The organism is Streptomyces sp. NPDC042100 (assembly GCF_055582325.1).
Map to the genome: position 1 here is coordinate 493,724 of NZ_JBVJDK010000003.1, position 20,046 is coordinate 513,769.

21 protein-coding genes and 1 riboswitch are annotated in these 20,046 nt (G+C 72.3%); of the genes, 11 read left to right on the forward strand and 10 right to left on the reverse strand.

The features are described from left to right. Positions 1 to 92: 92 nt before the first annotated feature. Entirely contained in the window at positions 93 to 2,411 is a 2,319-nt protein-coding gene (gene metE / locus ACZ6J5_RS09590; protein ID WP_469389470.1) for a 5-methyltetrahydropteroyltriglutamate--homocysteine S-methyltransferase, read from the reverse strand. A 167-nt stretch (positions 2,412 to 2,578) separates the two neighbouring features. Then, a riboswitch (cobalamin riboswitch) is annotated at positions 2,579 to 2,806 on the reverse strand. Positions 2,807 to 2,946: 140 nt separating this feature from the next. Here metE and tsaD point away from each other — a divergent pair. Beyond that, positions 2,947 to 3,999 (forward strand): tRNA (adenosine(37)-N6)-threonylcarbamoyltransferase complex transferase subunit TsaD, encoded by a 1,053-nt coding sequence (gene tsaD / locus ACZ6J5_RS09595; protein WP_469389471.1) that lies wholly within the window; start codon positions 2,947 to 2,949, stop codon positions 3,997 to 3,999. A gap of 30 nt (positions 4,000 to 4,029) precedes the next feature. On the opposite strand, the gene ACZ6J5_RS09600 is transcribed toward tsaD, so the two are convergent. Continuing rightward, complete coding sequence (locus tag ACZ6J5_RS09600) at positions 4,030 to 4,659, reverse strand: class I SAM-dependent methyltransferase (RefSeq protein WP_469389473.1); 630 nt, start codon at positions 4,657 to 4,659, stop codon at positions 4,030 to 4,032. A gap of 135 nt (positions 4,660 to 4,794) precedes the next feature. Between ACZ6J5_RS09600 and ACZ6J5_RS09605 the strand changes: the two genes are divergently transcribed. Next, complete coding sequence (locus ACZ6J5_RS09605) at positions 4,795 to 5,778, forward strand: hypothetical protein (RefSeq protein WP_469389475.1); 984 nt, start codon at positions 4,795 to 4,797, stop codon at positions 5,776 to 5,778. 34 nt (positions 5,779 to 5,812) lie between these two features. On the opposite strand, the gene ACZ6J5_RS09610 is transcribed toward ACZ6J5_RS09605, so the two are convergent. Then, positions 5,813 to 6,052, reverse strand: coding sequence for a hypothetical protein (locus tag ACZ6J5_RS09610; RefSeq protein WP_469389477.1), 240 nt, complete (start codon positions 6,050 to 6,052; stop codon positions 5,813 to 5,815). Between the two features lie 265 nt (positions 6,053 to 6,317). Between ACZ6J5_RS09610 and ACZ6J5_RS09615 the strand changes: the two genes are divergently transcribed. The 3 genes from ACZ6J5_RS09615 to ACZ6J5_RS09625 all read left to right on the forward strand — a co-directional run bounded on the left by ACZ6J5_RS09615 (position 6,318) and on the right by ACZ6J5_RS09625 (position 8,173). Further along, on the forward strand, positions 6,318 to 6,536 hold the full coding sequence (locus ACZ6J5_RS09615) for a hypothetical protein (protein ID WP_469389479.1): 219 nt from the start codon (positions 6,318 to 6,320) through the stop codon (positions 6,534 to 6,536). Between the two features lie 155 nt (positions 6,537 to 6,691). Further along, the gene (locus ACZ6J5_RS09620) at positions 6,692 to 7,135 is read left to right on the forward strand and encodes a DUF4240 domain-containing protein (protein WP_469389481.1); all 444 of its coding nucleotides are present in this window, start codon (positions 6,692 to 6,694) and stop codon (positions 7,133 to 7,135) included. Between the two features lie 237 nt (positions 7,136 to 7,372). Continuing rightward, positions 7,373 to 8,173 (forward strand): SAM-dependent methyltransferase, encoded by an 801-nt coding sequence (locus ACZ6J5_RS09625; RefSeq protein ID WP_469389483.1) that lies wholly within the window; start codon positions 7,373 to 7,375, stop codon positions 8,171 to 8,173. Positions 8,174 to 8,183: 10 nt separating this feature from the next. On the opposite strand, the gene ACZ6J5_RS09630 is transcribed toward ACZ6J5_RS09625, so the two are convergent. Beyond that, entirely contained in the window at positions 8,184 to 9,062 is an 879-nt protein-coding gene (locus ACZ6J5_RS09630) for an SDR family oxidoreductase (RefSeq protein ID WP_469389485.1), read from the reverse strand. A 62-nt stretch (positions 9,063 to 9,124) separates the two neighbouring features. Between ACZ6J5_RS09630 and ACZ6J5_RS09635 the strand changes: the two genes are divergently transcribed. From ACZ6J5_RS09635 to ACZ6J5_RS09650, 4 genes are all read left to right on the forward strand, one after another. Continuing rightward, the gene (locus tag ACZ6J5_RS09635; RefSeq protein ID WP_469389487.1) at positions 9,125 to 9,721 is read left to right on the forward strand and encodes a TetR/AcrR family transcriptional regulator; all 597 of its coding nucleotides are present in this window, start codon (positions 9,125 to 9,127) and stop codon (positions 9,719 to 9,721) included. Positions 9,722 to 10,069: 348 nt separating this feature from the next. Continuing rightward, a complete protein-coding gene (locus tag ACZ6J5_RS09640) occupies positions 10,070 to 10,465 on the forward strand; it encodes a hypothetical protein (RefSeq protein ID WP_469389489.1) in 396 nt (131 codons plus the stop codon). Positions 10,466 to 10,672: 207 nt separating this feature from the next. After that, positions 10,673 to 11,263, forward strand: a complete 591-nt coding sequence (locus ACZ6J5_RS09645) for a hypothetical protein (RefSeq protein WP_469389491.1) — start codon at positions 10,673 to 10,675, stop codon at positions 11,261 to 11,263. 341 nt (positions 11,264 to 11,604) lie between these two features. Continuing rightward, positions 11,605 to 13,164 (forward strand): MFS transporter, encoded by a 1,560-nt coding sequence (locus ACZ6J5_RS09650; protein WP_469389493.1) that lies wholly within the window; start codon positions 11,605 to 11,607, stop codon positions 13,162 to 13,164. 64 nt (positions 13,165 to 13,228) lie between these two features. Here the strand turns inward: ACZ6J5_RS09650 and ACZ6J5_RS09655 are convergent, their stop codons facing one another. Continuing rightward, complete coding sequence (locus ACZ6J5_RS09655; protein ID WP_469389494.1) at positions 13,229 to 13,927, reverse strand: TIGR03086 family metal-binding protein; 699 nt, start codon at positions 13,925 to 13,927, stop codon at positions 13,229 to 13,231. 62 nt (positions 13,928 to 13,989) lie between these two features. Here ACZ6J5_RS09655 and ACZ6J5_RS09660 point away from each other — a divergent pair, with 62 nt between their 5' ends. After that, positions 13,990 to 14,946: a helix-turn-helix transcriptional regulator gene (locus tag ACZ6J5_RS09660; RefSeq protein ID WP_469389496.1), complete on the forward strand. Its 957-nt coding sequence runs from the start codon at positions 13,990 to 13,992 to the stop codon at positions 14,944 to 14,946. A 319-nt stretch (positions 14,947 to 15,265) separates the two neighbouring features. Here ACZ6J5_RS09660 and ACZ6J5_RS09665 read toward each other — a convergent pair whose 3' ends face one another. The 5 genes from ACZ6J5_RS09665 to ACZ6J5_RS09685 all read right to left on the reverse strand — a co-directional run bounded on the left by ACZ6J5_RS09665 (position 15,266) and on the right by ACZ6J5_RS09685 (position 19,738). Continuing rightward, positions 15,266 to 16,075: an efflux RND transporter periplasmic adaptor subunit gene (locus tag ACZ6J5_RS09665; protein WP_469389498.1), complete on the reverse strand. Its 810-nt coding sequence runs from the start codon at positions 16,073 to 16,075 to the stop codon at positions 15,266 to 15,268. Between the two features lie 121 nt (positions 16,076 to 16,196). Then, complete coding sequence (locus tag ACZ6J5_RS09670) at positions 16,197 to 16,844, reverse strand: cupin domain-containing protein (protein ID WP_469389500.1); 648 nt, start codon at positions 16,842 to 16,844, stop codon at positions 16,197 to 16,199. Positions 16,845 to 16,854: 10 nt separating this feature from the next. Then, positions 16,855 to 18,132: an ABC transporter permease gene (locus ACZ6J5_RS09675; RefSeq protein ID WP_469389502.1), complete on the reverse strand. Its 1,278-nt coding sequence runs from the start codon at positions 18,130 to 18,132 to the stop codon at positions 16,855 to 16,857. Next, positions 18,129 to 18,830 carry an ABC transporter ATP-binding protein gene (locus ACZ6J5_RS09680; protein ID WP_469389504.1) on the reverse strand — a complete coding sequence of 234 codons (702 nt, stop codon included), beginning with the start codon at positions 18,828 to 18,830 and terminating at the stop codon, positions 18,129 to 18,131. Before ACZ6J5_RS09680 ends, ACZ6J5_RS09675 begins: the two co-directional genes overlap by 4 nt. Next, positions 18,827 to 19,738: an efflux RND transporter periplasmic adaptor subunit gene (locus tag ACZ6J5_RS09685; RefSeq protein ID WP_469389506.1), complete on the reverse strand. Its 912-nt coding sequence runs from the start codon at positions 19,736 to 19,738 to the stop codon at positions 18,827 to 18,829. Before ACZ6J5_RS09685 ends, ACZ6J5_RS09680 begins: the two co-directional genes overlap by 4 nt. Position 19,739: 1 nt before the next feature. On the opposite strand from ACZ6J5_RS09685, the gene ACZ6J5_RS09690 reads away from it, so the two are divergent. Beyond that, a complete protein-coding gene (locus ACZ6J5_RS09690) occupies positions 19,740 to 19,889 on the forward strand; it encodes a hypothetical protein (protein WP_469389508.1) in 150 nt (49 codons plus the stop codon). Positions 19,890 to 20,046: the final 157 nt, after the last annotated feature.

The window sequence follows — 20,046 nt, forward strand, 5'->3', positions numbered from 1 at the left end:
GGTCGCGGGGCTTCCCGGCCACTCGATCGGTGCGGGGGAGGATTCCGGCCGCCGGGCCGGACGCCTCGGCGTCCGGCCCGGCCTTCGGCCCGTCAGCCCTTGTCGGCCGTCAGCTCCGCCCGTACCTCGCGGGCAGCCGCCACGAGGTTCTCCAGGGACGCGCGGGTCTCGGGCCAGCCGCGGGTCTTCAGGCCGCAGTCGGGGTTGACCCACAGGCGCTCGGCGGGGATGGCCGCCAGACCCTTGCGCAGCAGCGCGGCGGCCTCGTCCGTGCTGGGGACGCGGGGCGAGTGGATGTCCCAGACGCCCGGACCGGCCTCGCGCGGGTAGCCGTGCCCGGCCAGTTCGCCGGCGACCTGCATGTGGGAGCGGGCCGCCTCCAGGCTGATGACGTCGGCGTCGAGGTCGTCGATGGCCTGGACGATGTCGCCGAACTCGGCGTAGCACATGTGGGTGTGGATCTGGGTGTCCGGCCGGACACCGCTGGTGGAGAGCCGGAAGGACTCCGTCGCCCAGTCGAGGTAGGCGGCGTGGCCGGCTGCGCGCAGCGGCAGCGTCTCACGGAGGGCCGGTTCGTCGACCTGGATGACCGACGTGCCCGCCGCCTCCAGGTCGTTCACCTCGTCGCGCAGGGCGAGCGCCACCTGCCGGGCGGTGTCGCCCAGCGGCTGGTCGTCCCGGACGAAGGACCAGGCGAGCATGGTCACGGGCCCGGTCAGCATCCCCTTGACGGGCTTGACGGTCTGCGCCTGCGCGTACGTCGTCCAGCGCACCGTCATCGGCTCGGGGCGCGAGATGTCGCCGGCGAGGACCGGCGGCCGGACGTAGCGGGTGCCGTACGACTGCACCCAGCCGTGCTGGGTGGCGACGTAGCCGGTCAGCCGCTCGGCGAAGTACTGCACCATGTCGTTGCGTTCGGGCTCGCCGTGCACCAGCACGTCGATGCCTGCCTTCTCCTGGTACGAGACGACCTCGCGGATCTCGTCCTTGATCCGCTCCTCGTATCCGGCGGCGTCGATCCGCCCGGCCCGCAGGTCGGCGCGGGCCACGCGGAGCTCGTCGGTCTGCGGGAAGGAACCGATGGTGGTGGTCGGCAGCAGCGGCAGACCGAGGTGGGCGCGCTGGGCGGCGGAACGCTCGGCGTAGGGCTGGGAGCGCCGGCCGTCCGCGTCGGAGATCGCGGCGGTGCGGGCCCGGACGGCGGGGTCGCGGGTGAGCGCGGAGGCCGTACGGGAGGCGAGGTCGGCCCGGTTGGCGGCGAGCTCGGCGGCGATCACGTCGGTGCCCTGGGCGAGGCCCCGGGCCAGCGTCACGACCTCGGTGGCCTTCTGCCGGGCGAACGCCAGCCAGCGTCGGAGCTGCGGGTCGATGTCCGTCTCGGCGGTCGCGTCGAGCGGCACGTGCAGCAGCGAGGACGACGCGGCCACGTCGACCCGGTCGGCCAGTCCGAGGAGGGTGCCGAGGGTGGCGAGGGACTTCTGGTAGTCGTTGATCCAGATGTTGCGGCCGTTGACGACACCCGCGACCAGCCGCTTGCCGGGCAGGCCGCCGACGGCGGCGAGGTCGTCGAGGTTGGCGGCGGCGGGGCCGGTGAAGTCGAGGGCGAGGCCCTCGACCGGGGCGGCGGCGAGCACCTTCAGGGCCTCGCCCAGCCGGTCGAAATAGGAGGCGACCAGCAGCTTCGGCCGGTCCTCGGCACGGCCGAGCTCGCGGTAGACGCGGGCGGCGGCGTTGAGCTCCGCCGGGGTGCGGTCCTGGACCAGGGCGGGCTCGTCCAGCTGTACCCATTCCGCGCCGGCCGCCCGCAGGTCGGCGAGGACCTCCCCGTACACGGGAAGCAGCCGGTCGAGCAGGGTCAGCGGGTCGAAGTCGGCGGCCACGCCGGGCGCGGGCTTGGCGAGCAGGAGGTAGGTGAGGGGGCCGACGAGGACCGGGCGGGCGGTCAGACCGAGCGCGAGGGCCTCCTTCAGCTCGGCGACCTGCTGGGTGGAGTCGGCGGTGAAGACGGTGTCGGGACCGAGTTCGGGCACCAGGTAGTGGTAGTTGGTGTCGAACCACTTGGTCATCTCCAGCGGCGCCGTGTCCTGGGTGCCGCGGGCCATCGCGAAGTACCCGTCGAGCGGGTCCGCCTCCACGGCGGCGCGGTGGCGGGCGGGGACGGCGCCGACCATGACGCTGGTGTCGAGGACGTGGTCGTAGTACGAGAAGTCGCCGCTCGGCACCTCGTGGACGCCGGCGTCGGCCAGCTGCCGCCAGTTCGACCGGCGCAGCTCGGCGGCGACGGACCGGAGGGCGTCGGCGGTGACGCGGCCCTTCCAGTAGCCCTCGACGGCCCTCTTCAGTTCGCGGTTCTGCCCCTGCCGGGGGTAGCCGTACACGGTGGCGCGTGCTGCCGCGGGCTTCGCTGTCACGGAACTCTCCTTCGCGAGATGTGTCCAGAACATCCCGGGCGACGGGACGCGGACGCGAAGGGAACGACAGAACGGGCGGACTCCGTCGCGGGAGGAGATCCCACGTGCCGCTCGCTGTGTACGCCGACCCGCCCACGAGGTCACCGGGACATCCGCGCGCGGAATCGTCCGCGTGCGGGCAACGGGCAGGTCTTCGGACTCGCGGGCACGCTCTCCGGACATGACCGGAGGGCACCTACTGGCCGTCGCTTCCCAGGACCGTTGTCCGGTCCCAGTGCGTATGACGGCGGTCGTTCCCACTCACCGCTGCGGGGCAGTCCCGGATTCCCACCGGGTTCCCTCTTGCGACGCATCCCGCCTGGCGGACGGGGCGAACCAGCTGCGCGGGTCAGATTAGGGCGTGCGGAGCCCCGATGGCGAGGAATATCAAGATCCGGACGCGAGAACGGCGAGGATCCGCCGGTGCCGGGGACCAGCCCCACCCTTATTGCACATATATTGCAACTACTGATTGAAGGTAAAAAGGGAGTGGACCGTGAGTGGACCGATCGTGCTCGGCATCGAGTCGTCGTGCGACGAGACCGGCGCGGGGATCGTGCGGGACGGGAGGCTCCTGGCCCACGTCGTGGCGTCGAGCATGGACGAGCACGCCCGCTACGGCGGCGTCGTGCCGGAGATCGCGTCCCGCGCGCACCTCCAGGCCTTCGCCCCGGTCGTGCGGCGGGCCCTGGACGAGGCGGGGCTGCGCCTGAGCGAGCTCGACGCGGTCGCGGTCACCACCGGGCCCGGCCTCTCCGGCGCCCTCCAGGTCGGCCTCGCGGGGGCGAAGTCGCTGGCGTACGCGGCCGGGCTCCCGCTCTACGGCGTGCACCACCTGGCCGGCCACGTCGCGGCCGACACCCTGGAGCACGGCCCGTTGCCCAGCCCCTGCGTGGTCCTGATCGTGTCGGGCGGCCACACCTCGCTCCTGCTGGTGCGGGACCTGGTGCGCGAGCCGATCCTGCACCTCGGCGACACCCTCGACGACGCGGCGGGGGAGTGCTTCGACAAGGTGGCGAGGATCCTGGGCCTGCCGTATCCGGGTGGCCCCGCCATCGACCGGGCGGCCCGCGACGGCGACCCGGACGCGGTCCGCTTCCCCCGCCCGCTGACGCGGCCCGGGGACGACCCGTACTCCTTCTCCTTCTCGGGCCTCAAGACGGCCGCCGCCCGCTGGGTCGAGCGGCACCGGGCCCAGGGCCTGGACCTCCCCGTCGCGGACGGGGCCGCGGCCCTCCAGGAGGCGGTCGCCGACGTGCTGACCCGCAAGGCGCTGGCGGCCTGCGCGGCGTACGAGGTGAAGACGCTGATCGTGGTCGGCGGTGTGGCCGCGAACTCCCGGGTCCGGGGCCTGGCCGAGCGGCGGTGCGCGGCGGCGGGCGTGGAGCTGCGGGTGCCGCCGATGACGCTGTGCACCGACAACGGCGCCATGATCGCGGCCGTCGGAGACCTCCTCGTACGCGCGGGGACCGAGCCGGCCCCGCTGGACGTGTCGATCGATCCGTCGGCCCCGCTGGAGTACGCCTCCCTGGTGCCCCGGGCCGCCTGACACCGGTCGTCCCGGTGGCCCGACCGCGTCCTACGCGCGGCGGGCGAGCAGGTGGGTTTCGAGGAAGCCGCGCTCGCTGGCCGGGTCGTGGAGGAGCCGGGTCATGGTCGCGAGTCCGGCGTGTGCCAAGAGGTCGACGAAGGGCGCGGCGGGCCAGCTGTAGGCGGGGGCGACCTTGTGGTCGAAGCGGACCGGCTCGGGCCCGTCGGTGCCGAAGAGGGACACCAGGATCAGTCCGCCCGGCGCGAGGACGCGGGCCTGCTCGGCGAGGAGCGCGGGCAGTTCCCCGGGCGGGGTGTGGATCATCGAGTAGTGGGCCAGGACCCCGCCGAGCGTGCCGTCCTCGACCGGCAGCGCCTCCATGCGGGCCACGTCGAACCGCAGCGCGGGCAGGACCCGGCGGGCGTGGTCGACCATGGCGGGGGAGAGGTCGAACCCGAAGGCGTCCAAGCCCAGTTCGCACAGCATGGCCGTCAAGTGCCCGGGTCCGCAGCCGACGTCGGCGACCCGCGGGTTCCCCGTGTCGCGTACGAGCTCGGCGAAGGTGGTGACCATCTGCCGGGCGAACGGCCGCGTTTCCAGCCGATCGGCGAACAGCGACGCGTAGAGCTCGACGACTCCGTCGTAGGCGGCCCGGGTCTCCTCTTGATGCTTCGACACGCCAGGAAAGCTAGCACCCGCCGTCGCCCTGTCGGCAGGGCCGTGGGAGCCGGTCGGGATCAGGTGGGGATCAGGTGGGGGCGGACGGACGGTGGGGACGGCCGTGGTGCATGATGACGCGCGGAGGGGATTTGAATGCGTTCAGAACAATCGGTCGTCGTAAGAGACCATGCTCAGGCGGCCTTTGATCGGCAGACGCCGGTCCAGGGGCGGTCGGTGCGGGTCCGGGACCGTTTCGGGTCCGTCACCCTGGCAGGCGCCTCGGTGGTGTTCGCCGAGGCCGTGATCGGGGTCATCGCGGTGTACGTGGGGGAGCTGGCCAAGGAGACTCCGCCGCTGCCCTACAACGCGCTCGGGGTCGTCGGGATGGCGGTCATGCTGCCGTTCGCGGCGGCGGCGGGGGCGGCCCTGGCCGCGCTGCTGTCGATCGGCGTGCTGATGCCGCTGCTCGCCGCCGCCGCCCGGCTGGGCCGAGTCACCACCGGCCGGGCGGCGTGGTGGTGGGTCCCGGCGGTCGCGGCGGGAGTGGCCGCCCTGCCGACGGGCGCGGTGGCACTGACCGGCGGGGCGGGTCTCGTGGGGGGCGTCGTGGGCTGGCTCGCGGTGACGGTCGCGCTCGCCGTACCCGCCCTGGTCGCCCGCAGGCTGCTTCTGCCGGGGCGCCCGCGAGTCTCCGGCGGCGCGATGTTCGGCTACGTCACGCTCTGGGGGACGCTCGCCGTCGTCACCGCCTTCATGCTGGCCGGGATCGTCCTCTTCGCCGGGGTCGGCTACGAACTGCCACGACTGGACAAGGCGCAGATCGCCGGCGCGTACAGCGACGGCAGGGGCGGCACCCTCACCCTCGCTCCCGACGGCAAGGCCACCGCGAACGGCGTCGACACCTTCACGTACGACGCATCCGGCTCCGGTGCCCGAGCCCGCGACTGCACGGGCACGGGCACCTGGACCTACGACCCCGCCCACGGCCCCGACTCCCAGCGGGTGGACGTCACGATCGCGGCGTGCCCGGGCCCCATGGACGGCTGGCACACCTACGGATCCGTCGAACACCCGAAGCTGTACGTCTTCATCGGCGACCCCGACTCGTGGGAGTACTACACCCTGCGCCGAGGCTAGGCGCGTTCCGATGGGCGGCTGACCGATGCGCCCGTCAGGCCCCGGGAGACGTGGCGGAGTCGGTGCCGGCCGCCGCGCGTCGGGACCTGGCGGCGACGGCGAGGCGGTACAGGAAACGCGCGGTGCTCCAGAGGAGGGCCAGGGTGAAGATCCCGAACACGACCTGCGTGATGGTGTCGACGACATACCGGCTCGGCCAGGCGTCCATCGAGAAGAATCCGAGCAGGAGCCAGAACCCCCAGCTCTTGGCGAGCGATTTCCCTTCGGCCTTCACGTTCTCCGTCTCTCCGGTGTGTTCGGAGGAGTCTACGGCGGGGCGAAAGTCCGCAGGCCGGCGGGTGGCGCCGAGGACGGCGGGTCCGTATGACGGCCGTGGCGGCGGTGGCGTCCCGGGCCTCCGCCACGACCGCCCGTCGAGCTCTTTCGGACGATCTTGGCGGAGAAGCGATCATTCGCCTGGGCGGGCGCACCCCGCTCCCTATCCTCTACACGTATGTAGAGGAGCGATGGTCGCGCCTCTCGACCGGCGGAGGTTTGTCATGGCTTCGATCGATCTCGACAAGGTGCTGGACGCGGCGTGGGCGGGCAAGAGCCTCCCCGAGATCCTCGCCGCGCCCGTCGCGGCCCTGAAGGGAGTCTCGGAGCGGGACGGCGAGCTCCTGGACGAGGCGTTCGGCGTCAAGACCGTCGCCGACCTCGCGGACCTGAAGTACGCCCGCTGGGCCCAGGCGCTCGCGGCCCTGAACACCGCCAAGTAGCCCGTCACCACGGTCGATGTGCCGCGCGGGCCGGCCTGTGCCGGCCCGCCGGTCGCGTCGGCGGACCGTCCCTCGGAACGGGGGGAGGCCCTGACGAGGGGGCCCCGAGTCCGTGACAACCGGGGTTGTCACACCTCTCCGTCATGCTCTCCGGCATGAACGAGAACGCCTTCTGGCAACTCATCGCGGTATGCGGCCCCTCGGCCCCCGACCCCGAGGGCGACGCGCTCGCCGCCGCCCTGACGGCCCGTCTGGCAGACGGCCCCGTATCCGACGTCGTGGGTTTCGCCGAGCAGCTTTCCCGGGCCCTGTACAGGCTGGACCGCGGGGAACTCGGGGACGGCCTGTCGGGCGACCGGTTCCTCTACACCCGGGCGGCGGTCGTCGCGGCCGGCCGCGAGGAGTTCGAGCGCGTGCTTCGGGAGCCGGCGCGATTCACGCCGTACGTCGAGGGCCTGGTCTGGGCCGAGGCCCTCCTCTACGTGCCGGACAACGCGTACAGGCACCTCACCGGCGAGGAGTGGGACCGCGGCACGCGCCACAGCTACGAGTCGCGTTCCCACGTGGACGGTTGGAGCTCGGACACCTCTGTCCGGTAGTCCCGGCCGAAGGCGCGGTCGAAGGCGAGAAGCTCGGTCCGCGTCGCACGATCGAGTGGGATGTGCGTCCGTACCGGTCTGCGTGGCGGTGGGCGGTGGCGTCACCGGACTAGATTCCGAAGATCGACCAGAACGCGTCGGCGCGGGGTGCCCGCTCCGCCCCGTACGACGCCCTGCCGCCATCGAAGCTCCTTGTGAGGCCCCGTGTACCGCCCGACGTCCGACGACTCCGCTCCCGTGTCCATCGATCCGACCAAGCCGAGCATCGCCAGGGTCTATGACGCGTTCCTCAACGGCACGGACAACTACGACGTGGACCGTGAGGTGATGCGAGGCGTGCTGAAGGCGGCGCCCGAGGCGCGTGATCTGGCCGTGGAGAACCGGAACTTCCTGATTCGGGTCTGCCGGTTCCTCGCCCAGCAGACCGGCGTGACCCAGTTTCTGGACTGCGGCTCGGGCCTGCCGACCGCCGAGAACGTGCACCAGGTGGTGCAGCGCGCCGATCCCGGCTCGCGCGTCGTCTACGTCGACAACGACCCGGTGGTGCTGGCCCATGGACGGGCACTGCTGGAGGAGAACGAGCACACGCTCCTCGTCGCCGGGGACATCTTCGAGCCCGAGACGCTGCTGGCCGACGACACCGTGCGGTCCGCTCTCGACTGGAGCGAGCCGATCGCGCTGCTGCAGATGGGCACGCTGCACCACTACAACGGCGAGCGGACCCGTACGCGCAAGGACATCATGCGCGCCTACGTCGACGCGCTGCCCGCCGGCTCGTACGTGGCGATCAGCCACTTCCTGGATCCGCAGGACGAGTACAGCGCGACCGCCCGCAAGATGGAGGAGGTGTTCCTGCACAGCATGATGGGCAGTGGCACCTTCTCCACCCAGGCCGAACTCCAGGAACTCTTCGACGGCCTCGACATGGTCCCGCCGGGCCTGGTGCGCTGCGCCGACTGGTGGCCGGACGGACCCCACCTCAAGGAACTGAACGCGGCCCAGCGCAGCATCGCGGGCGGCGTCGCACGCAAGCCCTAGCCCGGAGCGGTCACGGACTCCGCGTGAACGCGGTGGCGTGGTCGCCGGCCCACTGGCGGTACGTTCGCGGCGGTGTCCCGAGGAGGTCGGACACCGCGGTGGTGACGTACGCGGGCCGCCCGACGGCCGCGCCCCACGCGGCGAGCAGCATGTCGATCGCGGAGCCGGGCGCCGTACCCTCCCACAGGCTTCGGAACGCGTCCGGCGTGATCTCCTCGAACGCGATCCCGCGCCCCAGCGCCTCACCGATGGTCTCGACCTGCTCGGCCTGGGTCAGGGATTCCGGGCCGGTGAGGACGTAGTCGCCTCCGACGTGACCGTCCTGGTGGAGCGTCCGCGCGGCGACCGCCGCGATGTCGCGATCGTCGACCGGTGCCGATGCGGCGGCGCCGTGAGGCCACCGGACGACCTCACCGGCGCGGATCGCCGGTGCCCACCAGGCCAGCGCGTTCGACGCGAACATCCCCGGCCGGAGGATCGTCGACTCGAGTCCGGTGGACGTGATGAGCCGTTCGATGCCGGCGTGGAGTGCCGCCATGGGGTTGGGCTGCTGGAAGAAGGGGTGCGGCGTCTGATGCGGGGAGGAGAGGAAGACGATCCGCCGTACGTGGGCTGCCAGTCGCTCGACGACCGCTTCCGCGGTCCGCGGCGGGGCCGTCCAGACGAGGAAGACCGCACAGGCCCCGCTCAGGGCCGGGTCGAGCGACTCGGGCGCGGTGAGATCCCCGGTGAAGACCTCGACCCGCGCCGGCAGCGTCTTCGCCGCCTCGGGGCGGCGGACGAGGGCACGTACCGGCACGCCCGCGTCGAGGAGTCGGTCGACGACGACGCGGCCGACCCGGCCCGTCGCCCCGGTGACGAGCACGGGAGGAATATCGATCTGTTGCATACGTCCATAGAAACGTTACTCGGTAATAAAAGCAACCTGGTTACAAATGTTAGGCTGGTCAGATGAGCGAGCCGACGGGGCTGAGAGCCCGCAAGAAGGAGCGGACGCGCGACGCCATCGGGGACGCGGCCGTCTCGCTGTTCCTGGAGCGCGGCTTCGACCAGGTCTCGGTCAACGACATCGCGGCGGCGGCCGAAGTCTCCAAGCCGACGCTCTTCCGGTACTTCCCCACCAAGGAAGACCTCGTGCTGCACCGGTTCGCGGATCACCAGGGCGAAGCGGCGAGCGTGGTGCGCGAGCGCGAGCCCGGCATCGAGCCCGTGGCGGCCCTGCACCGGCACTTCCGGGCCGGTCTCGACCGCCGCGACCCCGTCACCGGACTCTGCGACCATCCCGTGGTCGTGGCGTTCCACCGGCTGGTGTTCACGACGCCCAGCCTGGCGGGACGGCTCACGCGCTACCGGCTCGACGACGAGGAGGCGCTCGCGGACGCCCTCGGCGAGTGCATCCAGGCGCGCCTGCTGGCGGCTCAGGTGCTCGCGGTCCAGCGGGTGCTCGCCCGGGCCAACTGGCACGAGATCGCCGCCGGCCGCACCGCCGACGACGTCCATCCCCAGGCCGTGGCCGACGCTGATCAGGCATTCGGTCACTTGCGGTGACGGATGACCCCGTGGTGCCCGGCCGGTCACCGGGCGGGCCCGCCGGAACGCCCCCGTAGGCGCCTGAGCTGATTGGCGGGGCGCATCGGCCCGGCAGTGGAGTCCCGAGGGCACGGCCGATGGCGCGGGGGAGCGCGCCCGGCGCGATCGCCCCGGCGCCGTGTCCTCGTGCGGCGATGAGGGGTATGGGATCCGGGAGGGCGGCTCGGGGGTGTGCCCCGTTTCCACGCGCCCCTGGTTACACATTGTAGTGAAGTGGGGGCTACGTGAGTACGGTGCGTGATCGTGCGTGCGATTTATTACGTGGCTGCCCATACGGGCCGCCGCATCCGATCACGCGGAGTGACCATGCCGAAGAGATTCTCGCCCGAGGACACCAAGACGCAGCCGGCCCCTGCCCCGGCCCCTCAGGCGCCGCAGCCCACGAGCCTGAAGGCCGAGACGACGAAGGGTCAGCTCGCGGGCGGGCTGTCCGCACGGGGCAGAGCCCGTCTGACGTGCAAGGGGAAGCCCGTGCCCTGGCAGGACATCGAGTGGTACGCCGGCAAGCGCGGTGAACTCCTCGGCACCTCGCAGACCGACGCCAGGGGAATCGCCGAAATGGAGGGCGGCAGCATCAGCGGCATCTTCACCTCCATCATGGGCGAGATCGGCGGCTACTCGGTCAAGTACCTGGGCAACGACGAGTACCTGCCCTCCGAGGACCACGGGCATGTCGTCCCGCTGTTCGACATCGGCAGCTGACACGCGGGTGCCGCCCCGGAGGTGAATCCTCCGGGCATCCGCCGTGCGGGCGCGCCGCCGCCACGTCGCGGACGGCGGACCACCCCGCCCGGGGCCGGCCGCTCGCCCGGCCGCCCCGGGCTCGCGCGGGCGCACCCCCGCGCGCGGCAGCCGGCCCCGCGCCGGGCGCGACGCCCTCACCCTCTCTCGACACGCGAAGGGACACGCATGAAGAAGCTCACGTCCGCCGGCGCCCTCCTGGGCGCCACCGTCCTGGCCACCACCGTCGCGCTCACCCCCGCGTCGGCCGCCGGAAACCTCATCAAGAACGGCACGTTCTCCGACCCGAGCGCCCCCGCGGGAGGGTACGTGGAGTACGAGGACGGCGAGAACATCGGCCCGTGGCAGGTCGGATCCGCCACGCCCCGGGGCGGAGTCACCCTCTACAGCCGCGCCCTCACCCAGTACACCTACCAGGCCGTCGACATCGGACCCGGCACCCTCTCCCAGGACTTCGAGGCGGACTCCGGATCCATCGTCAGCGTCACCTGGAAACAGGCCCGCAACACCGATCCCGCCTGCGCCAAGGACATGGGCGACCAGTCCTACAGCGCCCAGGTCATTCCCCCGCCCAGCTCGGACCCCGTGGGCGACACCTACACGCCCGTCGGCCCCCGCTTCGCCTCGATCAACAGGCCCCTGCAGTTCCTCGCGGGCGAAGACCACTTCACCCTCGAATTCGCGGGCCGCGCACCCGGCGGATGCGGCCCCCTGATCACCGACGTCGCCGCCAAGGTCATCGGCTACGCCCACCCCTGACCCGCCGGGCCCGACCTGTCTGTCCCGCAGCGGACGCCGCTCAGGCGATCCGCTGCGGGACAGAAGCCGTTTTCGTGGACTGTCTGTCTTCGGCTACGGTGGCGCGTATGCGTTGCTGATTCTCCCGTCCTGACACACGGTGCCGTCGAGCGTGACTCCGGCACCCGTCAGGCGTGGGCCGCTCCCCGCCGGTGAAGCGGGCAAGCGGCCCCGCTCCGGGACGTCGCCCTGTCCGCAGCTCGCACCGTGAACCCCGTTGCCACAGCATGCGCCGGGCCGCGCACCCGCTCCCTTCCCCCTGAAAGCGCGGCCCTCCGCGGCCTGTTCAAGGAGTTCTCCTCGTGTCCGTAACGCAAGTGCCGCCGGCGGCCGGCCGGCGTCAGTGGGCCGGTCTCGCGGTCCTGGTCGCGGCGTGCGTGTTCGTGTCGATGGACATCAGCGTCCTCTTCTACGCGGTCCCGGCGCTGAGCCAGGACCTGGCGCCCAGCGGTACCCAGGTCCTGTGGATCCTGGACATCTACGGCTTCCTGCTCGCCGGCCTGCTCCTCACCATGGGCGTCCTGGGAGACCGGTTCGGGCGGCGCCGGATACTCATGGCGGGCGCCGCGCTGTTCGGCTGCGCCTCGGTGGCCGCCGCCTACTCCGGCAGTGCGGCCACCCTGATCGGCTGCCGCGCGCTGATGGGGGTCGGCGCCGCGATGCTGGCCCCGTCCACCCTCGCCCTCATCAGCACCATGTTCCGTGACCGCACCCAGCGCCGCACCGCGATCGCGGTGTGGTCCGCGGGGTTCGCGGCGGGCTCCGTCCTCGGCCCCGTCCTCGGCGGTGTCCTCCTCGGGCACTTCTGGTGGGGCTCGGTCCTCCTGGTCAACATCGCCGTCGCGGTCCTGCTGCTGGGGGCCGGGCCCGTGCTCCTGCCCGAGGCGAAGGACCCCGCCGCAGGACGGACCGACCTGCTGAGCGTCGTCCTGTCGATGGCCGCGATCCTCCCCGTCGTCTACGGGGCCAAGCTCACCGCTGCCGACGGGATCGGCCTCGCCGGGCTTGCCTCGCTCGGTGTGGGCGCCGCGGCCGGAACCGCGTTCGTCGTCCGCCAACTGCGGCTGACCCGCCCCCTGATCGACATCGCGCTGTTCCGGCGCCGTGCGTTCAGCACCGGGATCCTCGCCAACGGCGGCACCCAGTTCGCCCTGATGGGCCTGACCCTGCTCGCCGCGCAGTACCTGCAGAGCGTCCTGGGTCTCACCGCCCTGGCGGCCGCCCTGTGGATGGTGCCCAGTGTCGTCGGCGTCCTCGTCGGTCTGACGGTGGCCGGGAAGTCGGCCCCGCGACTGCGCCCCGGGACCGTCGTCGTCCTCGGCCTCGTCACGGCGGCGACCGGCTGCGTGATCGCCGGTGGTGCCGGTGCGGCCGGTGCCGTCGATGGAGCCGGGGGAGCCGGGGGAGCCGGCGGCGCCGGACACGGGCTGGCCTGGCTGGTCACCGGGGCCGCCGTGACCGGCATCGGCGTGGGGGTCGTCGCCCTGCTGGCCACCGACATCGTGCTCGCCGCTGCCCCGCCCGAGCGGGCAGGCGCCGCCTCGGCCGTGGCGGAGACCAGCACCGAACTCGGCGCCGCCCTCGGCATCGCCTCCCTCGGAACCCTCGGCACCGTCCTCTTCTCCGCCCGGCTCCCTGCCGAGATCCCCGCCTCCGGCACGCTCGCCGAAGCGCTGCGCGAGGCACGCTCCCACGGTGCGGAAGCCACCGACGCCGTACGGACGGCCTTCACCCACAGCCTCCAACTGACCCTGCTGACAGCGGCCGCGCTGCTCCTGGGCATCGCGACCGCGGCCTCCCTCGCGCTCCGCGACGTCCGCCTCGGCGAGACAGAAGGAAGGGAGGCCGATCAGCTCGCCTGACGGGGCCGTCGAGCGGCCCAGGGGGTCTCCGTCCAGGGGCGGCCCTCCCTGTATCGGGCGCCGGTCACGGCGTGCGTCCGCACCACGCCACGAGACGGTCGATCGCCGGGGCGTCCGCGTCGACGTCCACGGCGGCCCCGAACGGCGCGCCGTCGCGCGGCCCGGCGGGCAGCCCCCGCCTCATGGCGGCGTACGAGATCGCCACGAGCTCCGGGTCCCAGTCCGGGAGCTGGCCGGTCGCGGTGGCCACGTCCCACGTGTGCACCGTGAACTCCGAGGTCCACACGGCAGCGGCGGCGGCGCCCGGGAGGCTGCCGAAGGGAAGCGTCAGCGTCCGGCCCAGGATCGCGGGGTCCGCCCACGCCGCCTCCACCTCACTCACCGCGGCATCCCACGCCTCCTGCCACTCGGCGTCCGGGATGTCGTCGGCGACCGTGGGGAGGCTCGTCACGTCACCGCCCCGCCCGGCGAGGGCGATCCGGCGCAGCACGGCGACGAGGTGCCCGGCCAGCCGCCGGACGGTGAAGTCGGTGCAGGGTGTCGGCCCGTCGAGCTGCTCGGGCCGGACCGCGGCCACGGTACGTCCGGCCAGCGCGACGGCCTTCAGCAGCGCCTGGCGAGGGTCGTCGCCGGTCGGAGCGGCGGGAGCGGCGGGCGCCGAGGGCGCCGAAGGCGCAGTGCCGCGAGGGGTGTGAGCGGTGGTGTGAGCTGCGGTGTCCGTGGTGGCGTCAACGGGCGATGCCGTGTTCTCGGTGTGCGTCATGCCCTCATCCTGGAACCCGAACAGGTCATCTCCTGGCCTATTTCCCCAGAAGAATCCCCGGCATGAGAGCCGATCGCCTGGTGGCCACCCTCCTGTTCCTCCAAACGCGCGCCCGCGTGACCGTCGCCGAGGTAGCCGACGAGCTCGAAGTGTCGCCGCGGACCGCGCGCCGCGACCTGGAGGCGCTGTCCAGCGCGGGCATCCCCGTGTACGCGCAGCGTGGCCGCGGCGGCGGCTGGTCGCTGGTCGGCGGCGCCCGTACGGACCTCACCGGGCTGAACGCGACGGAGATCCGGGCCCTGTTCCTGCTGGCCGGCCCCTCGTCGGCCACGCCCGAACTCCGCACGGCCCTGCGCAAGCTGGTGCGTGCCCTGCCCGAGCCCCTGCGGGCGGGCGCCGAGGCCGCCTCGCGGGCCGGGCACACCGACGGCACGGACTGGTCGCGCGCCGACGTCACGGCCACCGGGCCGCACCTCGACACGCTCCGGCGGGCCGTGGTGGACGGGATCCAGGTGAAGCTCGGGTACGCGGGACCCGGCAAGCCCGCCGGAGTGCGCACGGTCCATCCGCTCGGGCTCGTCGCCAAAGCGGGCCACGACTACCTCGTCGCCGATACGGAGCGGGGCCTGCGGACCTTCCGGCTCAGCCGGGTCGCCTCGGTGGAGCCGACCGGCGAGCCCGTCGTACGACCGCCCGGCTTCGACCTCCCCACGGTCTGGCGTTCGTTCGCCGCGCGCCTGGAGGAACGGCTGTACGCGGCGACGGTCCGCGCCCGGGCCGAGCCGGGGGCCATGGCGCTACTGGAGAGGCTGTTCCACGGGCGTCTGCGCGTCGGCCCGGACCTCCCGGACGGGTGGACGGAGATAGCGGTCGACGGGCCGACGCCGGAGGTCGTCGCGACGCGGCTGGCCGGACTCGGAGCCCGCGTCGAGGTGCTGGAGCCGCCGGAGGCGAGAGAGCGGCTCGCTCGCCTGGCGGTCGAACTGGCGGGCGTGTACGGACCGCCGGTGCGTTCCTAGGTGTCCGAGGGGAGAGGACCGGGGGCGCTCACGCGGCGGACCGGACCCTGACCGCTCAGTACAGCTTGTTCACGGCCGTGGTGACCGTGTTCTCGAAGGCGGCGACCGGGGGCGACCCCCAGGTGCTCTCCCACGCCACCAGCGTCACGGTGGGAAGGAGGACCAGTACGGTGTCCGGCCCGGGCAACCCATTCGTCAGCGATCGTCTGATTCCTGGCGGCAGTCGTACCGGAATCCGCGGAGGCCAGGGCGAGGCCGGGGGAACAGGGCCCGGACGAGAGGCCGTCCGGGCCCTGTTCGGCGGTGTCGGCACCGCTGCTCAGACGTGCACCTCGACCGTCACCGCCTGGCCCGCCCGGACCGTCGCGGGGAGGGCGTCGAGGGAGACGAGGACGGTGTAGCGGACCACCTGGGTCGACGACTGCTGGCCACCGCCTCCCTGCCCGGTGCCGCCCGAGCTCTCCGAGGCGACGGGCACGGGCGACACCGAGGTCACGCGGCCCTGGACCGTGGCGCCCGAGGAGCCGAGGGTGACGGACGCCTGCTGGCCTTCGGCCAGCGCGACGACGTCGGCCTCGGTGAAGTCGGCGCTGACCCGGAGCCGGGACAGATCCGTGAGGGTGAGGACCGCGGCCCCCTTGGACACCTCCTGCCCGGCCTCGGCGTCGACCGAGGTCACCGTGCCGGCGAACGGGGCGACGATCTTCGTGCCCTCGACCGCCCGCTCGGCCTGACGGTAGGTGTTCCGGGCCTTCACATAGGACGCGTACGCCTTCGGGTACCCCGCGTCACCGGCCTCGTCGAGCACCTGGGAGGCCGAGAGGTACGACCAGTAGGCGGCCGTCCTGCTCTCGACGGACTCGGCGGAGTCGACCTGGGCCAGCACGTCGCCCTTCTTCACCTTCTGGCCGGCCTTCACCTTGAGCGTCGTCACCGTGCCCCCGTTCGCGAACGACAGCGTCCGGGTGCTCGCGCTCTCCAGCGTCCCGGAGGCGGACGGGTCCGCGTCGGCCTCGACATCGGGGGCGGCCCTGGCGGGTTCCCTGGACTGCGGGGCGACGGTGCTGCCCTCCGCCCGTACGGTCATCAGCCCGCCGCCCATCAGGACGGCGCCGAGCACGCCGTACACGGCGGCCGTCCGGCGCCTCCTCCCCGTCGTCCGACGCCTTCTCGCTGTCGTCACCGGTCAGCCCCACTCTGCGGGCCGTCGCCGCCGAGCCGGCCCGCACCGGTCATACGGATCGCCCCGGTCATCCCTGTGCCCCTTCGGTCGGGGCGCCGGCCGGAGCCGATCCCCGGCCCGCGCCCTGGGGCCGGAGGACGACCGAGTCCCCCGTCTTCAGCTCGACCGTCCTGCCGTCCGGGGTGGTGACCTCCACCACCCCGTCCTTGATCTTGCCGACGGTCCCGAAGGACATGCCCTGCCGTCCCTGACCGCCGACCGGGCCGCCGCCCTGACCGCCTCCGTTCTGACCGCCGCCGGGGAAGCCCGAGCCGTCGCCCTGCGCCCGGCCGCCGGGCAGCTGCCCGCCGCCCTCCGGCATCTGACCGCCGAACGACCGGCCGCCGCCCGGCCGGTCGGCGGAGGCCGAGCCGTCACCCTTCTCCACGTACACACCGGCGATGAACCCGCCGACGGCCACGATGCCCGCGGCCAGGAAGAGCGCCACGCCGGGCAGGCGCCGTCGCGCGGGCGCCGACTTGAGCGTGGCGTCGAGGTCCCCGGAGAACGGGGAGTCGGCCAGGATGTCGGTGCTCTGGTCCGAGGATTGACCGGTGGACTGCTCCGATGCCTGCTCCGATGCGTGGTCCGGTCCCCGGCCGGACGCTCGCTCCGATGCTTGCTCCGATGCCTGGTTCGACGGCTGGTCCGATGATTCGTTCGAGGGTCGGTTCATGGATCTGTCCTCACTCATGGCGCAGCGCCTCGATCGGGCGCAGGGAAGCGGCGCGGTTGGCCGGGTAGCTGCCGAAGAAGAGGCCGATGGCGACCGACACGCCGAGCGCGAGGCCGATCGACCAGGGGGCGATCACGGGCCGCACGCCGACGATCTCGAAACGGCTGCCGATGACTCCCGCGGCGACACCGAGGATGCCGCCGATCAGGGAGAGGATCGTGGCCTCGGCGATGAACTGGCCGAGGACGGCTCCGCGGGGAGCGCCGATGGCCTTGCGGATGCCGATCTCGCGGGTGCGTTCGGTGACCGTGACGAGCATGATGTTGGTGACGCCGATGCCGCCGACGAGCAGGCTGATCGCGGCGACGGCGCCCAGCAGGACGGTGAAGGTCTCGCTCGACTCGGCGACGGCCGACTGCAGGCTCGCCTGGTTGAAGACCTGGAAGTCCGTGGTGCCGTGCCGCTGGTTCAGGACGGCGGTCACCTCGGCCTGGGCCGCGTCGACGGCGCCCGGGGTCTTGGCCTGGACGACGATCTGGCTGAGCGCGCCGTAGCTGGTGAGCGTGCCCTGGACGGCGGTGTACGGGGCGATGGCGGTGTCGTCGGCGTCCTGGAAGCCGCTCGACGACGAGCCGGACTCCGCCAGGACGCCGGACACGGTGAAGAAGGCGCCGTTGACGTTCATCTTCTTGCCGATCGGGTCGACCCGGCCGAAGAGCTCCTCGGCGACGGTCTGACCGATGACGGCGACCTTGGCGCCCGAGGCGACCTGTTCGGCGGTGAACAGCGAACCGCGCCGCAGCTTCTTGTTGTTCGCCTTGAAGTACGCGGTGTCGCTGCCGACGAACTGACCGATGCTGTGGCTGGAGGCCAGATACGTGGTCGTCCGCGCGCTGGCGTTGACGACGGGGGAGGCGCTCTCGACCGACGGCGCGTTCACCGGGTCCACCAGTGCCTTGGCGTCCTCCACCGTGAGCTTCTTGGCCTGCGTGCGCGGCCCGGTGTTCGTCTGCTGGCCGCCGCCGGCCCCGCCGGACGGGCCGAATCCGCCAGGGCCCGCCTGGCGGGCTCCGCCGCCCTGTCCGGTGGTCGAGGCGGAGACGGTGAGGGCGCCCGCGCCGAGTCGGGCGATGCTGTCCTGGATCTGCCGGGAGGAGCCGTTGCCCACCGCCACCAGCAGGATGACGGCGCCGACGCCGATGAGGATGCCGAGGGTCGTCAGCCCGCTGCGAAGCTTGTTGGCACCCAGACCGCGCAGGGCGAACCGCAGGATCTCGATGGGGTTCATTGTCTGCGGTCCTCCACGATGTCGCCGTCGACCAGGCGGACGACCCGCTTGGTGCGCTTGGCGACCTCGTCCTCGTGCGTGATCAGGACGATGGTGCGGCCGGAGGCCGAGAGCCGGTCGAGGACGTCGAGGACGTCGAGCGTCGACTTGCTGTCGAGGTTGCCGGTCGGCTCGTCGGCGAGCAGCAGGGACGGGGCGGTGGCCAGGGCCCTCGCCACGGCGACGCGTTGCTGTTGTCCGCCGGAGAGCTCGTTCGGCTCGTGGCCGGTCCGCTCGGAGAGCCCGACCAGGTCGAGCGCCGCGAGCGCCCGGCGGCGCCGCTCGGGCGCCTTCACCCCGCCGTAGGCGAGGGGGAGTTCGACGTTGGCGAGCGCCGTCATCCGGGGTATCAGGTTGAAGCTCTGGAAGATGAATCCGATCTTCCGGTTCCGGAGGATCGACAACTGCCGCTCGCTGAGCCCGCTGACGTCCGTGCCGTCCAGGAGGTAGTGCCCCTCCGTCGGTACGTCCAGGCAGCCCAGGATGTTCATCAGCGTCGACTTGCCGGAGCCCGACTGCCCCATGATCGCCACGTAGTCGCCCCGCTCCACCGTCATGCTGGCGCCGCGCAGCGCGTGGACGGCGGTCTCGCCCTGACCGTAGACCTTGGTCAGACCGCGGACGTCGAGTACGGGGACGGGGACGGTGGCGGTGTTCATCGGCCGCCGCCCATGCCGCGTCCGCCTCCGGAGACCATCCCGCCGCCGAACCCGCCGCGCTGTGTCGGGGACCCGGTGCCGGCGGTACCGGCGGCGACCGTGATCTGGACCTGCTCGCCCTCGCTCAGTCCGGACGTGATCTCGGTACCCCTGTCGCCGACGATGCCCACGGTCACCGTCTTCACCACCGGCCTGCCGTTCTCCAGCACCGTCACGGTGCTCTGCCCGCCCGCGCTCGTGACCGCCGCGTTCGGGACGTACAGGGCGTCACCGGCCTGCGAGACGGTCACCGTCGCGCTGGCGGTCTGCCCGATCCGCACCTGCGCGGGCTTGGCGTTCAGGGTGATCGTCACCGCGAAGGTGACGACGTTGTTCGTAGTGGTCGGCGTGCTGTCGATCGCGGCCACCTTGCCCTGGGCCGTGACGTCCGGGAGCGCGGCGAAGGTGACGGTCGCCGTCTGCCCCACCTTGAGCTTGGTGGCGTCCGACTCGGTGAAGTCGCCCGTCACCTGGGCCTTTCCCGGATCGGCGAGCTCGATGAAGCCGCTTGAAGAGGAAGCGGAGGAAGAAGCAGAGGAAGAGGAAGCAGAGGAAGCAGAGGAAGAGGAAGAAGGGGAGCCGGAGGCCCCTGTCGCGGAGTCCCCGACGCCACCGTTCACGGCCGTGACGGTCCCGGCGAACGGCGCGTACAGCACCGTCCCGTCGAGTGCCCGTTGCGCCGCGCTCACCGCGTTCTTGGCCTGCACGTAGCTCGCGTAGCCCTGTGCGGTGCTGGTGTCGCCATCGGCGGCGACGGTCAAATCGGCCTTCGCGGCGTCGAGTTGTTCCTGGGCCTCGGTCCGGTCCAGCTCGGCCAGCTTCTGGCCCTTCTTCACCGTGCTGCCGACCTTGACGTGAATCCTGGTCACGGTGCCCGAGCCGGTGAAGGCCAACGCCCGCTTCGTCGCGCTCTCCACCGATCCTGACGCCGACACGGAGGCCGACAGGTCCCCGCGCAGGACGGTCGTGGTCCTCGTGGTGGCCGAGGCGGTCGCCTCGTCGTCCCCCAACGACACGTAAGCGAAGCCGACGCCCCCTGCCAGCAGCACGGCAAGCGCGCTGTTGACCAGGAGGGTCCGGCCTCTGATCACAGATCTCATGGGCCGAAAGGGTGTGCTGCCCGGCTGTGAATCCGCCTGGCGTTTACGTATGAGTTCCCTATGAATCTCTCCTTGCA

What these genes read in the sequence shown, in the direction of transcription:
- ACZ6J5_RS09615 (WP_469389479.1), top strand. Translation starts at nt 6,318, where the DNA reads ATGGCTTCGATCGATCTCGACAAGGTGCTGGACGCGGCGTGGGCGGGC.
- ACZ6J5_RS09640 (WP_469389489.1), top strand. Translation starts at nt 10,070, where the DNA reads ATGCCGAAGAGATTCTCGCCCGAGGACACCAAGACGCAGCCGGCCCCT.
- ACZ6J5_RS09655 (WP_469389494.1), bottom strand. Translation starts at nt 13,927, where the DNA reads ATGACGCACACCGAGAACACGGCATCGCCCGTTGACGCCACCACGGAC.
- ACZ6J5_RS09635 (WP_469389487.1), top strand. Translation starts at nt 9,125, where the DNA reads ATGAGCGAGCCGACGGGGCTGAGAGCCCGCAAGAAGGAGCGGACGCGC.
- ACZ6J5_RS09660 (WP_469389496.1), top strand. Translation starts at nt 13,990, where the DNA reads ATGAGAGCCGATCGCCTGGTGGCCACCCTCCTGTTCCTCCAAACGCGC.
- ACZ6J5_RS09670 (WP_469389500.1), bottom strand. Translation starts at nt 16,844, where the DNA reads ATGAACCGACCCTCGAACGAATCATCGGACCAGCCGTCGAACCAGGCA.
- ACZ6J5_RS09630 (WP_469389485.1), bottom strand. Translation starts at nt 9,062, where the DNA reads ATGCAACAGATCGATATTCCTCCCGTGCTCGTCACCGGGGCGACGGGC.
- ACZ6J5_RS09645 (WP_469389491.1), top strand. Translation starts at nt 10,673, where the DNA reads ATGAAGAAGCTCACGTCCGCCGGCGCCCTCCTGGGCGCCACCGTCCTG.
- ACZ6J5_RS09675 (WP_469389502.1), bottom strand. Translation starts at nt 18,132, where the DNA reads ATGAACCCCATCGAGATCCTGCGGTTCGCCCTGCGCGGTCTGGGTGCC.
- ACZ6J5_RS09620 (WP_469389481.1), top strand. Translation starts at nt 6,692, where the DNA reads ATGAACGAGAACGCCTTCTGGCAACTCATCGCGGTATGCGGCCCCTCG.
- ACZ6J5_RS09680 (WP_469389504.1), bottom strand. Translation starts at nt 18,830, where the DNA reads ATGAACACCGCCACCGTCCCCGTCCCCGTACTCGACGTCCGCGGTCTG.
- ACZ6J5_RS09605 (WP_469389475.1), top strand. Translation starts at nt 4,795, where the DNA reads ATGCGTTCAGAACAATCGGTCGTCGTAAGAGACCATGCTCAGGCGGCC.